13 protein-coding genes are annotated in these 16,628 nt (G+C 69.5%); all 13 read left to right on the top strand.

The features are described from left to right. Positions 1–19 precede the first annotated feature (19 nt). Positions 20–784, top strand: coding sequence for an SDR family NAD(P)-dependent oxidoreductase (locus JI745_RS13055; protein ID WP_201807206.1), 765 nt, complete (start codon positions 20–22; stop codon positions 782–784). Between the two features lie 16 nt (positions 785–800). After that, entirely contained in the window at positions 801–1,220 is a 420-nt protein-coding gene (locus JI745_RS13050; RefSeq protein ID WP_201807193.1) for a thioesterase family protein, read from the top strand. A gap of 37 nt (positions 1,221–1,257) precedes the next feature. After that, complete coding sequence (locus JI745_RS13045) at positions 1,258–2,397, top strand: ABC transporter substrate-binding protein (protein ID WP_201807190.1); 1,140 nt, start codon at positions 1,258–1,260, stop codon at positions 2,395–2,397. A gap of 131 nt (positions 2,398–2,528) precedes the next feature. After that, entirely contained in the window at positions 2,529–3,599 is a 1,071-nt protein-coding gene (locus JI745_RS13040) for a branched-chain amino acid ABC transporter permease (RefSeq protein WP_201807187.1), read from the top strand. A gap of 85 nt (positions 3,600–3,684) precedes the next feature. Beyond that, on the top strand, positions 3,685–5,451 hold the full coding sequence (locus JI745_RS13035) for an ABC transporter permease subunit (protein WP_201807185.1): 1,767 nt from the start codon (positions 3,685–3,687) through the stop codon (positions 5,449–5,451). A gap of 684 nt (positions 5,452–6,135) precedes the next feature. Further along, on the top strand, positions 6,136–6,876 hold the full coding sequence (locus JI745_RS13030) for an ABC transporter ATP-binding protein (RefSeq protein WP_201807182.1): 741 nt from the start codon (positions 6,136–6,138) through the stop codon (positions 6,874–6,876). A 7-nt stretch (positions 6,877–6,883) separates the two neighbouring features. Continuing rightward, complete coding sequence (locus JI745_RS13025; RefSeq protein WP_201807179.1) at positions 6,884–8,626, top strand: acyl-CoA dehydrogenase family protein; 1,743 nt, start codon at positions 6,884–6,886, stop codon at positions 8,624–8,626. Further along, positions 8,623–9,123, top strand: a complete 501-nt coding sequence (locus tag JI745_RS13020; RefSeq protein WP_201807176.1) for a MarR family winged helix-turn-helix transcriptional regulator — start codon at positions 8,623–8,625, stop codon at positions 9,121–9,123. The genes JI745_RS13025 and JI745_RS13020 overlap by 4 nt, the downstream gene beginning before the upstream one ends. A 126-nt stretch (positions 9,124–9,249) precedes the next feature. Then, positions 9,250–9,840: a TetR/AcrR family transcriptional regulator gene (locus JI745_RS13015; protein ID WP_201807173.1), complete on the top strand. Its 591-nt coding sequence runs from the start codon at positions 9,250–9,252 to the stop codon at positions 9,838–9,840. 77 nt (positions 9,841–9,917) lie between these two features. Then, positions 9,918–10,625, top strand: a complete 708-nt coding sequence (locus JI745_RS13010; protein WP_201807170.1) for an SDR family oxidoreductase — start codon at positions 9,918–9,920, stop codon at positions 10,623–10,625. A gap of 34 nt (positions 10,626–10,659) precedes the next feature. Then, positions 10,660–12,075: a DHA2 family efflux MFS transporter permease subunit gene (locus tag JI745_RS13005; protein WP_201807167.1), complete on the top strand. Its 1,416-nt coding sequence runs from the start codon at positions 10,660–10,662 to the stop codon at positions 12,073–12,075. 79 nt (positions 12,076–12,154) lie between these two features. Then, positions 12,155–15,121, top strand: coding sequence for a VIT domain-containing protein (locus JI745_RS13000; protein ID WP_201807159.1), 2,967 nt, complete (start codon positions 12,155–12,157; stop codon positions 15,119–15,121). Positions 15,122–15,232: 111 nt separating this feature from the next. Beyond that, a complete protein-coding gene (locus JI745_RS12995) occupies positions 15,233–16,609 on the top strand; it encodes an ATPase domain-containing protein (protein ID WP_201807156.1) in 1,377 nt (458 codons plus the stop codon). Positions 16,610–16,628 lie beyond the last annotated feature (19 nt).

Raw genomic sequence — 16,628 nt, 5'->3', positions numbered from 1 at the left:
TTCAACTCACACACCCACCATGAAGATCCAAGGACAAGCAGCCCTCGTCACCGGCGGAGCCTCGGGCCTCGGCGCGGCCACCGCGCGCGAGCTCGCCCGTCGCGGCGCCAAGGTCGCGATCCTCGACCTCAACACCGCGCTCGGCGAGAAACTTGCGGCCGAGATCGGCGGCATCGCGCTCAAGTGCGACATCACCGACACCTACTCCGTCACCGCCGCACTCGACGCCGCCGAAAAGGCCCACGGCCCAGCGCGCATCGTGATGAACATCGCCGGCATCGGCACCGCGAAGCGCGTGGTGCAGAAAGACGGCTCGCCCGCGCCGCTCGAAGACTTCGAGCGGGTGATCCGCGTCAACCTGATCGGCACCTACAACGTGATCCGCCTCACGGCCGCGCGCATCGTGGCGCTCGACCCGCTGGAAGACGGTGAGCGCGGTGTGTTCGTCAACACCGCCTCGGCCGCGGCCTTCGACGGCCAGGTCGGGCAGGAAGCGTATTCGGCCTCCAAGGGCGGTCTCGCCGCGATGACGCTGCCGCTCGCGCGCGACCTCGCCCAGTTCGGCGTGCGGGCCTGCACCATTGCCCCGGGCTTGTTCCTCACGCCCTTGCTCGCCGAGCTGCCGCAGCAGGTGCAGGAGTCGCTTGCGGCCAGCATTCCTTTCCCCAAGCGCCTGGGCAAGCCCGAAGAGTTCGGCCACCTGGCAGCGAGCATCGTCGAGAACCTTTCGCTCAACGGCGAGGTGATCCGTCTCGACGGCGCCCTGCGCATGGCGGCACGTTGAACTGAAACGACCACACATGCCCCGCAGCACCACCTACACCGTGACCGTGCAGTTCGGCGACTGCGATCCCGGGGGCATCGTGTTCTTCCCAAATTTCTGCCGCTGGATGGACGCGGCTTCGCTGACCTTCTTCATGCAGTGCGGCGTGAAGCCCTGGCGCGTCCTGGAAAACGAGCGCGGCATCGTGGGAACGCCGCTGCTGGAGATCAACACCAAGTTCCTCAAGACCGCGACCTACGGCGACACGCTGACCGTGCACACGCACATCGAAGAGTGGCGCCGCGTGGCCTTCACCCAGGTGCACCGCGTGCTGCGTGGCGACGAGCTGATCTGCGAAGGCCGCGAGGTGCGCGCCTTCGTCAAGCGCGACGACCACGACCGCGAGCGCCTCAGGGCGATCCCCGTGCCTGAAGACATCCAAGCCCTTTGCAGTTGACCCGCGACGTTCCCTTTCATCACTGGAGACAAGACACATGAAAGCCTTCCGACCCCTTGCCATCGCCCTGGCTGCCCTGTTCGCTGCAGGCGCCGCGCAGGCCGACATCACCATCGGCGTGGTGCTCCCGCTCACCGGGCCCGGCAACGGCCTGGGCATTCCCGTCAACAACTACGTGAAGCTGTGGCCGACGAGCATCGCCGGCGAGAAGCTCAACGTGATCGTGCTCGACGACGCGAGCGACCCGACCAAGGGCGTGCAGAACGCCAAGAAGCTCGTCACCGAAGACAAGGTCGACATCCTGGTGGGCTCGGCCGTGACACCGGTCGCCATCGCGATGGCCGGTGTGGCCGCCGAAGCGCAGACCGTGCAGCTGATGATGTCGCCGGCCAACCTGCCGGCGGGCCGCGACACCTGGTCCTTCCGCCTGCCGCAGAGCAACGCCGTGATGGCGCATGCGCTGATCGAGCACATGAAGAAGAAGGGCATCAAGCAGATCGGCTTCCTGGGCTACACCGACGCGTATGGCGAAGGCTGGCTCAACGACTTCAAGGCCGAGTCGGCCAAGCTCGGTGGCCCGCAGATCGTGGCGGTGGAGCGCTTTGCGCGCCCCGACACCAGCGTGACCGCGCAGGCGTTGAAGCTCGTCGCGGCCAACCCGCCGGCCATCCTCGTGGTCGCCTCGGGCTCCGGTGCCGCCATGCCGCACAAGGGCCTGATCGAGCGCGGCTACAAGGGCACGATCTACCAGACGCACGCGGCCGCGTCGCGCGACCTGATGCGCATCGGTGGCAAGGACGTCGAAGGCTCCTTCGTCGTCTCCGGCCCGGCGGTGGCCCCCGAGCAGCTGCCCGATTCGCACCCGTCGAAGAAGCTCGCGCTCGACTTCGTGCAGAAGTACGAGAAGGCCTATGGCGCCGGCAGCCGCAACCAGTTCGGCGCGCACGGCTACGACGCCGTCATCGTGCTCGAGAAGGCGGTGCCGGTCGCGCTCAAGGCCGGCAAGCCGGGCACGCAAGCCTTCCGCACCGCGCTGCGTGATGCGATCGAGAACATGGGGCGCACGGTGCTGTCGCAGGGCGTGGTGACCTACTCGAAGGACAACCATTGGGGCTTCACGACCGAGACCGGCGTGATCCTCAAGGTGGTCAAGGGTGAGTGGGACGTAGAGAACTGATCAGCCCCCCAGTCGCTAACGCTCCTGCCCCCAAGGGGCGCCACCCGAGGGGCCCGGCCAAGCCGGTTCCCCCGGGCGTTGCTTGATCTTGGCCTTGCTTCGCTCGGCCAATTTATTGGTGTCGATCGAACATGGACTTCTCTATCGCCAGCATCCTCACGCTGGACGGCGTCACCAATGGCGCCATCTACGCGCTGCTGGCCCTGGCCACCGTGCTGGTGTTTGCCATCACGCGCATCATCTTCATCGGGCAGGGTGATTTCGTCGCCTATGGCGCGATCACGCTGGCCATCCTGCAGAACGGCAACCCGGTCGGCAGCTTCTGGCACCGCCATGGCGACCTGCCGGGTACGGTGTGGCTGCTGCTCGCGGTGGCGGTGATCGCGGCGGTCGTCGACGGTGTGCGCGGCATGCGCCGCGGGCTCGGCTCCGGGGTGCTCGCGAAGGAAGCGCTGCTCACGCTCGCGGTGCCGGTCCTCGTGTTTGCGGTGGCCTGGTTTGCGGGGCCGCGGAGCTGGCCGCTGTGGGCGCAGAGCCTCTTCACGCTGGCGGTGGTCACGCCGCTCGGCCCGCTGGTGTACCGCCTCGCGTACGAGCCGCTGGCCGACGCGAGCGTGCTGGTGCTGCTCATCGTCTCGGTCGGCGTGCACTTCGCGCTCACCGGTCTCGGCCTCGTGTTCTTCGGTGCCGAAGGTTTCCGCAACCCGAGCTTCTGGGACGAACGTTTCCAGCTCGGCCCGGTCACGGTCTCGGGCCAGGCCTTCATCATCTTCGTGGCGACGATCACGCTGATGTCGGCGCTGTTCGTCTTCTTCGAGCTCACGCTGCGCGGCAAGGCCTTGCGCGCCACGGCGGTCAACCGGCTCGGCGCGCGGCTGATGGGCATCTCGACCTCGGGCGCCGGCCGCCTGACCCTCGGCCTCGCCGCCTTCATGGGGGCGCTGTCGGGCCTTCTCATCGGGCCCACCGCGACCATCTTCTACGACTCCGGCTTCCTCATCGGCCTGAAAGGCTTCGTCGCCGCCATCTTCGGCGGGCTGGCGAGCTACCCGGCCGCGGCGCTGGGCGCCATCTTCGTCGGCGTGCTCGAGAGTTTTGGCTCCTTCTGGGCCAGCGCCTTCAAGGAGGTGATCGTCTTCACCGTGATCATCCCCGTGCTGCTCTGGAGATCCTTCCTCCACGGCCACGACGACGAAGAGTGATGAGAGCCCCCCAGTCGCTTTGCTCCTGCCCCCGAGGGGCGCCGTTCCCCTTGGGGCGGCCCGGCGGGGAACACTGGACAACAACATGAACATCCGTCGCATCTCCCTCATCGTCTTCGTGCTGGCCGTGGCGGTGCTGCCGCTGCTGCCGGTGCCCGAGTTCTGGATCACGCAGGCCAACTACATCGGCCTCTATGCGCTGGTCGCCCTCGGCCTGGTGCTGCTCACCGGCGTGGCCGGGCTCACGTCTTTCGGCCAGGCGGCCTTCGTCGGCATGGGCGCGTACACCACCGCCTACCTCACCACCGTGCACGGCTTCTCGCCGTGGGTCACGGTGTGGATCGGCCTCGTGATCACGGCAGTCTTCGCGCTCGTGCTCGCGTGGGTCACGCTGCGCATGTCGGGCCACTACCTGCCGCTGGCCACCATCGCCTGGGGCCTGAGCCTGTACTACACGCTCGGCAACATCGACGCGCTCGGCAAGTACGACGGCCTGTTGGGCCTGCCGGCGATCAACTTCTTCGGCACCGAGCTGAGGTCGGGCCGCAGCTTCTACTACCTCTTGTGGGTGATCGTGGTGCTGGCCTCGTTTGCCACGCTGCATTTGCTCGACTCGCGCGTGGGCCGGGCGCTGCGCGCGGTGAAGGGCGGCACGACGATGGCCGAGGCCATGGGCGTGAACACCTTTCAGACCAAGGTGATGGCCTTCGTGATTGCGGCGCTGTTCGCGGCCGTTTCGGGCTGGCTCTTTGCGCACTTCCAGCGCACGGTGAACCCCTCGCCCTTCGGCCTCAACAAGGGCATCGAGTACCTCTTCATGGCGGTGCTCGGCGGCGTGGGCCATGTGTGGGGCGCCATCGTCGGCGCCGGCATCGTGAAGATCCTGGAAGAGCAGTTGCAGGTGTGGCTGCCCAAGCTGATGGGCAGCAGCGGCAACTACGAGGTGATCGTGTTCGGCATCGCGCTGGTGCTGGTGCTGCACTACGCGCGCGATGGCGTGTGGGCCTTCATCGAAGGCTGGTTGCCCCCGGTCAAGCGCAAGGTCGACTGGCACGACGCCGCGCCGCTCGCCGAGCAAAGCAAGCCGCCGCAGGGCGAGCTGGTGCTCGATGTGCAGGCGGTGCGCAAGCAGTTCGGCGGGCTGGTGGCGGTCAACGACGTGAGCTTCCAGGTGCGTGCGGGCGAGATCGTCGGCCTGATCGGGCCCAACGGCGCGGGCAAGTCGACGACCTTCAACCTCGTGACGGGCGTGTTGCCGGCCACGAGCGGCGCGGTCACCTTCCGCGGCCAGCGCATCGACGGCATGGCCTCGCGCGACATCGCGAAGCGCGGCCTCTGCCGCACGTTCCAGCACGTGAAGATGATCCCGACGATGACGGTGCTGGAGAACGTGGCGCTGGGCGCCCACCTGCGCGGCTCGCGTGGCGTGGCGTCGGCGATGCTGCGGCTCGATCGGGCCGAGGAGCGTTCGCTGCTGCGTGAGGCGGAGCGGCAGTTGAAGCGCATCGGGATGGAGCAGTACCTGCATGAGCAGGCGGGCAATCTGGCGATGGGGCCGCAGCGCTTGATGGAGATTGCGCGGGCCTTGTGCGCGGATCCGGCGTTGCTGTTGCTGGATGAGCCTGCCGCCGGCTTGCGGCACAAGGAGAAGCAGGCGCTGGTGGAGGTGCTGCGGCAGCTTCGCTCGGAAGGGTTGTCGATCCTGCTGGTCGAGCACGACATGGATCTGGTGATGCAGGTCACGGATCGGATCGTGGTGATGGAATTTGGGACGAAGCTGATGGAGGGGACGCCGGCTGAAGTGCAGGCTTCTCCGGCGGTGCGTGCTGCGTACCTGGGCACGGAGCATTGATCGTGGGGTTCTGTTCACTGCGCGAGGCTGCGCCGGGATGTGCGCCCGGCGGCGCAGTCCCTTTTCTTTGCTTGCCCAAAGAAAAGGAACCAAAAGAAAAGGCACCCCGTTCGCCGGTCGCCCTAGGGGCGACTTCTCTGCGCTGCTCGGGCTTGGGGTGTCGCGCAGAACTCGCTACGCGCCTGCGGCGCTGCGCTCAAACAGCTGCGCGAAGTCAGTTCACGAAGCGCGCTGCGCGCGCCACCCCAAGCCCTGCGCTGCTCGACGGCTCTCAAGGGCCCCGGGATACCCTCGCCAGCTTCGCTGGCCTCGTACTCTCGACTCGCTTCGCCTCGTGCTGGATGCGGGGCGCGCTATGCGCGCACCCGTGCGGGTGGCGATGCGAAGCGAGCCGAATCGCTTCCCGTGGGTGGCGTCGAGGAGCGCAGGGCTTGAGGGGCGCGCGCGCCAGCGCGCTTCGTGAACTGACTTCGCGCCTCTTGTCTGAACGTAGCGGCCAAAGGCCGCGAAGTGAGTTAGGCGCGGCCCCTCAAGACCGAGCACCGCAGAGCAGTCCGGCCGCAGGCCGGACCGCCACCGTCGGGTCGCCTTTCTTTGGTTACTTTCTTTGGCGAAGCAAAGAAAGTAACTCGGCCGCCGGGCCGAGACCCGGCATGCGGCCCACGCAGTGAAACAGGACATCCCATGACAAGCCCCTTGCTGAAGGTCAGCAACCTCCACGCCGCCTACGGCCACGCCGAAGTCCTCCACGGCCTCACCCTCGAGGCCCAAAAAGGCAGCGTCGTGACGGTGATCGGCCCCAACGGCGCCGGCAAGAGCACCCTGCTCAACGCGCTGATGGGCGTGATGCCCTCGAAAGGCGAGATCGCCTACGACGGCAAGCCCATCGACAAGCGCAGCCTCGAAGAGCGCGTGATGCAGGGCATCGCCCTCGTGCCCGAGACGCGTGCGCTCTTCTCCACCATGCCGGTCGAAGACAACCTCCTGCTCGGTGCCTATCGCCACGTGCGCCAGGGCCCGAAGGCCGCGCGCGAGACGATGGAAGAGGTCTTCACCCGCTTCCCACGCCTCAAGGAGCGCCGCAAGCAGCTCGCCGGCACGCTCTCGGGCGGCGAACGCCAGATGCTCGCCGTCGGCCGCGCGCTGATGAGCAAGCCGCAGTTGCTGATGCTCGACGAGCCGTCGCTCGGCCTCGCGCCACTGATCGTCAAGGAGGTGTTCAAGACCATCTCGGACCTGCGCGCGACCGGTGTGACGATTCTTCTGGTCGAGCAGAACGCCCGCGCCGCACTCGAAGTGGCCGACCACGGCTACGTGCTGGAGATGGGCGAGATCGCGCTCAGCGGCCCCGCCGCCGAGCTCGCGAAGGACCCGCGCGTGATCGACACCTACCTCGGCGCCGCACGCAAGAAGGCAGAAGCCTGACCTCGCCATGTGGCAGTACCACCCGCCTCTGCGTGACATCCAGTTCGTCACCGAAGAGCTGCTGAACCTGCCCGCGCAGTGGGCGCAGATGCCGTCCTTCGCCGAGGTCGATGCCGACACCGCACGCCAGGTGATCGAAGAGGCGGGCAAGTTCGCCTCCGAAGTGATCGCGCCGCTCAACGCCGTGGGTGACCTGCAAGGCTGCACGCTGAAAGACGGCCAGGTCACCACGCCGAACGGCTTCCGCGAGGCCTACCAAGCCTTCGTGCAGGCCGGCTGGCCGGCGCTCGCCTGCGATCCTGAGGTCGGCGGCCAGGGCCTGCCGCAGTCGGTCAACGCCGTGCTGCACGAGATGCTCAACTCGGCCAACCACGCGTGGAACATGTACCCGGGCCTGCTGCACGGCGCCTACGAGAGCCTGTTGGCCCACGCCACGCCCGAGCTGCGCGCGCAGTACCTGCCCAAGGTCGTGAGCGGCGAGTGGCTTTCCACCATGTGCCTGACCGAAGCGCACGCGGGCTCCGACCTGGGCCTGCTGAAGACCCGCGCCGAGCCGCAGGCCGACGGCAGCTTCCGCCTCAGCGGCACCAAGATCTTCATCTCTGGCGGCGAGCACGACCTCACCGACAACATCGTGCACATGGTGCTGGCGCGCATCGCCGATGCGCCAGCCGGCACCAAGGGACTGTCGCTCTTCCTCGTGCCCAAGGTGATGCCCGACGGCACGCGCAACACCCTGCGCTGCGACGGCCTCGAGAAGAAGATGGGCATCAAGGGCAGCGCCACCTGCGTGATGAACTTCGAGGGTGCGACGGGCTGGCTGGTGGGCGAAGCGAATCGCGGCCTCGCCGGCATGTTCGTGATGATGAACGCGGCGCGGCTGCACGTCGGCCTGCAGGGCGTCGGCCACGCCGAGAGTGCGTACCAGAACGCGCTCGCCTACGCACAGGAGCGTGTGCAGATGCGCGCGCCGGTGCGCGAGGCCACACGCCAGAACGCCGAGGCCGACTCGATCGTGCTGCACCCCGCCGTGCGCCACAACCTCCTGCGCCAGCGTGCGCTGCTCGAAGGCGGCCGTGTGCTGGCCTACGAGACTGCGCACCTGCTCGACCTCGCCGAGCGTCACCCGGACGAAAGCGTGCGCCACGTCGCGCACGACGAGGTCTCGCTGCTCACGCCGATCTGCAAGGCCTTCCTCACCGACAACGCATTCGCCTCGGCGCAAGCGGCGCAGCAGGTCTACGGCGGCCATGGCTACATCCACGACCACGGCATCGAGCAATGCGTACGCGACAGCCGCATCTCGCGCATCTACGAGGGCACCAACGAGATCCAGGCGATCGACCTGCTGGTGCGCAAGGTGGTCGCCGATGGCGGCGTGAAGCTCGGCGGACTCATCACCCGACTGCAGCAGGAGCTCCCCGCCACCGAGCTCGCCGAGCGTGTGCACCCCTGGCTCGCCAACTGGCAGCAGGCGACGCAGCAGCTGCTGCAGCAGTGCAAGGGCGACCCCGAGCTGCCCTACCGCGTGGCCGACGACTACCTGCGCCTGGCCGGCCTGGTGCTGCTGGCCCAGGGCTGGGTGCGCGCCGAGGCGGTGGCCGCGCACGCATCGTCACCCTTCCACACCGCCAAGCGCGAAACAGCCCGCTACTACCTCGACTACCTGCTGCCCGAAGCCGGGCTCTGCCTGGCGCGCATCCGCGCAGGGCAAAATCCGCTGCCTCAGCTCCACCCCCCGCCCCCATGAACGCCACCGAGCTTGCCGCCGACGACACCGTGGAACCGCGCGCCCGTTCGGCGCCGCTCGACCAGTCGCGCCTCACGCACCTGATGGGCTATGCGGCCACGCGCGCGTCGGTCGCGCTCAAGAAGGTGTTTGCCAAGCACCTCGGGCCGCTGCAGCTGAAGGCGGTGGAGTTCTCCATCCTCGTGCTCGTCGCCTCGAACGAGAACGTCAACCAGAAGCAGCTCGGCCAGGCGCTCGATGTCTCGCCGCCCAACCTCGCTGTCACGCTCGACCGCATGGTGGAGCGCGGCTGGGTCGAGCGGGTGCGCAGCACCGAAGACCGCCGCTCGCAGATCGTCGTGCTCACCAAGGCCGGCCAGCAGCTGGTGCAGCGCGCCGAGAAGATCGCCGCGACGATGGAAAACGACGCCCTGTCGGTGCTCTCGCCGGCCGAGCGGCTGCTGCTGCTGGAGCTGCTGCTCAAGGTGTCGGGCGGCCGCCGCCGCGCCGGCAAGTGACGCTGCGCTGAGGCGGCTCGCGGGTGCCAGGGCCCGCCGGACTGTGGATTCCTACGCAAACATGCGAGATGCAAAACGGCTGGGCTTGAATTATGATGATCATCATATTTGAGCCGATCCACCGCCATGACCAAGCCTCCCAGCCGCAGCGAGCTCTCGCACGAACGCATCGTCGAGGCGGCGGCGCGCGCCATCCGGCGCAGCGGCTATGCCGGCACCGGCGTGGCCAGCGTCATGAAGGAAGCCGGCCTCACCCACGGCGGCTTCTACGCGCACTTCAAGTCGCGCGACGCCCTGCTGGCCGAGGCGGTGAGCCGGGCCGGGCAGGCCAACGCCGGCCGGCTCGAACGCAAGGTGGAAGCGCTGGCGCGTGAGGGCGTGAGCCCGCTGCGCGTGCTGGTCGAGAGCTACCTTTCCGACGAGCACCTCGAAGCCCTGGAGACGGGCTGCGTGGTGTCGGCGCTGCTGTCCGAGATGCCGCGCCAGGCGCCCGAGGTGCGCGAGGCCTCGGCGCGGCGCGTACTGGGGCTGGTCGAGCGGGTGCGCGTGGCGCTGCCGCCCGGCGCCGACCCGGCCTCGGCTGCGCTCATCACCGCCGCGATGGTCGGCGGCCTGCAGATCGCGCGGGCGATCGGCACCGGCGCCGAAGCCAAGGCCATGCTCAAGTCCATCCGGGAGGGGCTGCTGGCCCAGCACGACACCACCACCCCCGCCTGATTCACCCGCGCCGCCCGTCGGCGCTTTTCTTGGCCTTCAATTATGACGGTCATCATATTTCCGAAAGAGGTCCGAACATGAAGCTCGACAACGCAGTGGTTCTCGTCACCGGTGCCAACCGGGGCCTGGGGCTGGCCTTCGCCCGCGAGGCCCTGGCCCGCGGGGCGCGCAAGGTGTACGCCGGGGCGCGCGACCCGGCCAGCGTGAACCTGCCCGGGGTCGAGCCGATCCGGCTCGACGTGACCGACCCCGAGCAGGTGCGCGCCGCCGCGCAGCGCTGCAGCGACGTGACGCTGCTGGTCAACAACGCGGGCATCGCCACCACGGGCGGCTTCCTGGCCGACGGCGCCATCGAGTCGGCGCGCCAGCAGTTCGAGACCAACTTCTTCGGCGTGTGGCGCATGAGCCAGGCGTTCGCGCCGGTGCTGGCGGCGCAGGGCGGCGGCGCCATCCTCAACGTGCTGTCGATCGCGAGCTGGATCAATTCGCCGCTGCTGGGCGTCTACGGCGCCACCAAGTCCGCGGCCTGGGCCTTCACCAACGGCCTTCGCCTCGAACTGCTGGCGCAGAAGACCCAGGTGACCGGCCTGCACGTGGGCTTCGTCGACACCGACCTCGTGCGCGGCATGGACGTGCCCAAGACGGCCCCCGAGCTCGTCGTGCAGCGGGCCTTCGACGGCCTCGAAGCCGGCGCCGCCGAGGTGCTCGCCGATGACATCACCCGCATGGTGAAGGCGGGCCTGTCCGCCACGCCGGCGGTCTACACCCAGCCGCTGTCGCGTTGAACTGGCGCTGAACCCTCGCTGAAAGGTCGCCCCCATGAAGCCCGCCACCGTGCTCCCCCTTCCTGCCACCGCCGAACCGCATGTCGCCAAGGCCTCGCCCTGGCCCGTGTTCTGGGTCGCGAGCGTGGCGGTGTTCCTCGTCTCGCTCGACACCACGATGCTCTACGCCGCCTTCGGCGCGATGCGGGCGGGCTTCCCGGGCGCCTCGGCGGCCGACATGTCGTGGGTGCTCAACGCCTACACCGTGCTCTTCGCGGCCATGTTGATCCCGGCCGGCGGCCTGGCCGACCGGCACGGGCGCAGACGCGTGTTCATGCTCGGCGTGACGCTCTTCATCGCCGCCTCGGCCGCCTGCGGACTGGCCGGCAGCCTGGGCTGGCTGATCGCGGCGCGGGCGCTGCAGGCCATCGGCGCCGCGCTGCTCACGCCGGCGTCGCTGGCGCTGGTGCTCGCGGCCTTCCCGCAGAGCAAGCGCACGGTGGTGGTGAGCCTGTGGGGCGCGGTGGGCGGCCTGGCCGCGGCGGTGGGCCCGAGCTTCGGCTCGCTCGTCGTCGACACCGTGGGCTGGCAGTGGGCCTTCTACATCAACGTGCCGCTGGGGGCGATCTCCATCTGGCGCGGCGCGACGCTGCTGCGCGAGGAGAAGCGCGAAGGCGCCCACAAGCGCCTCGACGTGGTCGGCATGCTGCTCGTGATCGTTGGCGTGGGCGCGCTGGCCCTGGCCATCGTGCAGAGCGAGTCGCCGCACTGGTCGAGTAGCGAGCTGCTGGTGGCCGCGGCGACGGGGCTCGTGGCGCTGGGCGGCTTCGTGCTGTGGGCGCGCCGTGCCCGCGACCCGCTGGTCGACCTGCGGCTCTTCCGCCACCGCACCTACACCTTCGTGAACCTGGCGACCTTCAGCTTCGGCATCGCCTTCGCGATCATGTTCTTCGGCTTCTTCTTCTACATGACCGAGGTGTGGCACTACAGCCTGCCCCGCGCGGGCCTTGCCATCACGCCGGGGCCGCTGCTCGTGGTGGTGACGGCCATCGTCTCGGGCCGCATCGCCGCGCGCACCGGGCACCGGCCCTTCCTGGTGGGCGGTGCGCTGCTCTATGCCGCGAGCGGCGCCTGGTTCCTCTTCGTGCCCGGCGCCACGCCTGAGTACTTGACCGAGTGGCTGCCCGGCGTGGTGATGAGCGGCCTCGGCGTGGGCCTGGTGCTGCCTTCGCTCTCGGGCGCGGCCGTCAACAAGCTGCCGGCCGACCAGTATGCGGTCGGCAGCGCCGTCAACCAGGCCACGCGCCAGATCGGCTCGGTGCTGGGCGTGGCGATCACCGTGCTGCTGCTGGGCCATGCCGGCCTGGAGCGCGCCGACTTCACGCCGCTCTATGCCCTGCACGTGGGGCTGGCGCTGCTGACGGCCCTGCTGTGCCTGCCGGTGGACACCAAGCCGGCCGCCGCGACCTGAATATTTTTCCGACCGGCTTCACCCCGTCGGGCCGGCTCGTGCGTGGAAGCCAGGGTGTCCCACCCTTTCTTCCACTGACATGGCCACTGCTGCTCTCACTTCCGCTTCGCTGACCCGCCGGTCCTGCCTCTCTGCCCTGGTGGGCGCCTGCGCCGCGCCGAGCGCGCTGGCCCTCGCGCCGCCGGCCCGCCCCTTCGAGCCCCCGATGCTGCGCATGCGGCTTCAGGACCCTGCGGCCGAGCCGGTGCGGGTGCAGCGCGCGAGCGTGCGCGCCGAGGTCGTCGGACACGCGGCGCAGATGCGCGTCGAGCTCGTCTTCTTCAATCCCAACGGGCGTGTGCTCGAAGGCGAGCTGCAGTTTCCGCTCGGCCACGGCCAGTGGGTCAGCGGCTTCGAGCTCGACATCGACGGCGAGCTGCGCCCCGCGGTGGTGGTCGACAAGGCGCGGGGCCAGCAGGTGTTCGAAGACGTGATCCGGGCGCGGGTCGACCCGGCGCTGCTGGAAGTGACCGACGGCGACAACTACAAGCTGCGCGTTTACCCACTGCCCGCCCAGGGCACGCGCCGCGTGGTGCTGCACCTCGCGCAGACTCTGGACGCCGGCGGCCGGCTCGACCTGCCGCTGCGCTTTGGCTCGGGCCTGTCGCGGCTCGAGGCGCAGGTGCTGGTCGCGGGCACCACACCCGACGAGCTCACGGTGTGGATGGAGGACCTGCCCGCGAAAGCGCTGGAGCGCCGCCGGTCCGCGCAAGGCTGGGCCGAGCTCTCGCTCGTGGCCGACCAGCTCCAGGGCGCACCCTCGCTGGTGGTTACGCTGCCGCGTCGCAGCACCCCGGTGGTGAGCACGCAGCGCCACGCCGGCCGCGAGCATTTCTATGCCGAGCTGGCGATCGGCGACGCGGCACTCGCACCAGCACCACGCGCCAGGCCGCGCCGCATCGCGCTGCTGTGGGATGCTTCGGGCTCCGCCGGCAAGCGCACGCGCCACCTGGAGCTTCAGGTGCTCGACGAGTACTTCCGTGCGCTGGGCCATGTCGAGGTGCTGCTGCAGGTGGGCCGCGACGTGGTCGAGCCCGAGCAGCGGTTCACCGTGCGCGGTGGCCAGTGGCAGACGTTGCGCCGCGTGCTGGAGGCGACACCCTGCGACGGCGCGAGCAACCTGCCGGCCTTGATCAAGACCGAGGGCTGCGAGCTCGCACTGCTCTTCTCCGACGGCCTCTCCAACTGGGGCGCGAAGGCCGCGTTGCCGGCGAGCCCGGTGCCGCTCTTCGCGCTGTCGCTCAGCAGCGAGAGCGGCCACGTGCACCGCCTGCGCCAGCTCGCCGAGCGCAGCGGCGGCGAGCACCTCGACCTCCTCGCGCCCGGCGATGCCGCGAAGGCCCTGCAGCTGCGCAAGCCACGCCTGCTGCGTGCGACCAGCGTGCAGGCGCGCGACGTGGTCATCGACGACCCGTACGCCACCGAGGGCTACGTGCGCCTGGCCGGTGTGCTGGTACATCGCGAGGCCGAGCTCACGCTCGACTTCGAGCGCGCCGATGGCCGCATCGAGCAGCGTCGCCTGCACGTCGCCGCCAGCGACACGGGCTCGACCCAGGTCGCCCAGCGCTGGGCCGGGCTGCGCATCGCCGAGCTCGAAGCGGCGGTGGGCGACACCCGCGCCGAGGTTCGCCGCCTCGGCCGCACCTATGGCCTCGTCTCGCGCGAGACCTCGCTCATCGTGCTGGAGGCGCTCAACGACTACGTGCGCTTCGAGATCGAGCCGCCGCCCTCGCTGCGCGATGCCTATGCCCGCGCGATGGCGCAGGTGCAGCAGGGCCAGCAGCGCTCGCGGGCCCAGCACCTCGACCAGGTGGCGGCACGTTTTGCCGAGCAGGTGGCCTGGTGGGAGAAAGACTTCCCGAAAGATGGCGCCGGGGCCAGGGCGCAGAAGCAGGAACAGGATCGCCAGCGCTTGCTGGGCGGCGCGGCCGGCCGGCAGGAGATGGCGCTGTCTCGCCGCGACGACGCGATGCGCCCCTCGCTGGCCGCCCCGGCCGCGCCCGCGCCGATGGCCGAGAGCCGCGAATTGGCCCCGGCCCGCAAGGCCAAGGCCGGTGCCGCAGGACAAGACGCTCCACCGTCCGCCGTGATCCGCCTCCAGCCCTGGCAGCCCGACGTGCCCTACGCGCGCCGCCTGCGCGCGGCCACCCCCGAATCGGTCTACCGCGTCTACCTCGACGAGCGGCCGAAGCACCTGGACAGCACCGCCTTCTTCCTCGACGCCGCCGACGTGCTCTTTCAGAAGAAGCTGCCGCTGCTCGCGATGCGCGTGCTGTCGAACCTGGCCGAGATGGACCTGGAGAACCGCCACATCCTGCGCGTGCTCGGCTACCGCCTGCTGCAGGCCAACGCGCCGCAGCTCGCCGTGCCCGTGCTGCGCGAGGTGCAGCGCCTGAGCCCCAACGAGCCGCAATCGTTCCGCGACCTCGGCCTCGCGCATGCCGAGGCCGGCCAGTGGCAGGACGCGGTCGACCAGCTCTGGCAGGTGGTCTCGCGCCCGTGGGATGCCCGTTTCCCGGACATCGACCTCACCGCGCTCAACGAGATGAACATGGTGATCGCGCGCGCCGAGCGCCTGGGCCGCCCGGTGAAGACCACCGGTTTCGACAAGCGCCTCTTGCGCAACCTGCCGCTCGACCTGCGCATCGTGCTCGGCTGGGACGCCGACAACACCGACATCGACCTCTGGGTCACCGACCCCGACGGCGAGCAGACGTACTACGGCCAGCGCCTGAGCTACCAGGGCGCCCGTGTCTCGCGCGACGTGACCGGCGGCTACGGCCCGGAAGAGTTTGCGTTGAAGGTCGCCAAGCCCGGCCGCTATCTCGTGCAGGCGCGCTTCTACGGCCACCGCCAGCAGGTGGTGTCGCCCTCGACCACCCTGATGCTGGTGCTCAGCACCGGCTTCGGCCGCGCCGACCAGAAGGACGAGCGGGTCACGCTGCGCCTGTCCGGCCCGGCCGACATGGTCACCGTCGGCAGCTTCGTGGTGGGTGGGGCCGGTTGACCGGCAGGGGAGGCGAGACGGGTGTTTGTCTGACACGGGGCGGGGATTCCCCCCGCTACCATCCTGTGCATCCACAAGAACAGCCACAGAGGGGCGTCTCCCATGCCAGCGATGAAGCGCTTTCCCACCACGGTCCCCGGTCTCGACGAGATCCTGCATGGCGGGCTGTTCGAAGGAGGGGTCTACATCCTCGAAGGGCCGCCCGGTGCCGGCAAGACCACGCTCGCCAACCAGATCGCCTTCTCGCTCGCCGCGCGCGGCGGCAAGGCGCTCTACGTGACGATGCTCGCCGAGTCGCACTCGCGCATGCTGCAGCACATGCTCGGCCAAAGCTTCTGCAAGCCCGAGCTCGTCAACTCCTCGGTGCTCTACCTGAGCGGCTACCGCGAGCTCGAAGAGCAGGGCCTCAAGGCCGTGGTGCAGCTGCTGCGCAGCGAGATGGCGCGCCACCAGGTGAGCCTCCTGATCGTCGACGGCCTGGTCGCCGACATCGGCCAGAGCCGCCCCGAGGAAGGGGTGCGCCAGTTCGTGCACGAGCTGCAGAGCCTGGCCTCGGCGATGGCCGTCACCTGCCTGCTGCTCACCAGCGGCCGGGGCCGCCCGCTCGATGCCGAGCAGACCATGGTCGACGGCATCTTTGCCTTCGAGGACTACACCTACCAGTGGCGCAGCGAGCGGCGCATCCAGGTGCGCAAATTCCGCGGCAGCGCGGTCGAGCGCGGCAAGCACACCTTCTGCATCACCAGCGACGGGTTGCGCTTCTTCCCGCGGCTGGAGGCGCTGCCCCACGGGGCACCGGCCGTGGACGTCGGCACCGCCCCCGTGGGCCTGGGCGTGCCCGACGTCGATGCCGCGCTGCAGCACGGTGGCTTGGAGCCCGGCAGCGGCACGCTGCTGGTGGGCCGCAGCGGCTCGGGCAAGACCCTGCTGGCGCTCGCCTTCCTGGCAGGCGCCACCCGAGGAAAGCCGGCCCTGATGGTTTCCGGCACCGAGACGGCGCTCGAGCTGGTGCGGGCCGGCGGCCTGTGCGGGCTGCGCGTGGACGCAGCACTCGAGACCGGCGCTCTCTGCATCTATGAACAGGGCGCGGAAGACGAGGCGCTCGACGAGATGGGCCACAAGCTGCTGCGGCTCGTCGACGAGCACCGCGTCACCCGCCTGGTGGTCGATGGCATGGCGGCGCTGGCCGACACGGTGGCCTTCTCGGAGCGCGGCTACCGCTTCGTCGGCCGGCTCCTGCGCGAGTTGAAGCTGCGCGGCGTGACCTCGCTCTTCACGCTCGACCCTGCGGCGCTGGCCGCCGCCACCGGCAGCAGAGACCCCAGCGGCGACGGCCTCGCCGCCTGGTTCGACAATGTGCTGCACCTCGCCCGAAGCGACGAGGCGCCCGACAGCCGCCGGCTCAGTGTCGCCAAGCTGCGTGCGACGCGCATGTCGCGCAACACGTTCGACCTGACGCTCGGTGCGTCGGGTTTGACGGCCACGTGAGGCCCTCAAGGTTGCGGAT

The organism is Piscinibacter sp. HJYY11 (assembly GCF_016735515.1).
Lineage (GTDB): Bacteria > Pseudomonadota > Gammaproteobacteria > Burkholderiales > Burkholderiaceae_C > Rhizobacter.
The sequence above is the reverse complement of the archived record's forward strand: the minus strand, read 5'-3'. Positions and strand labels throughout refer to the sequence as shown.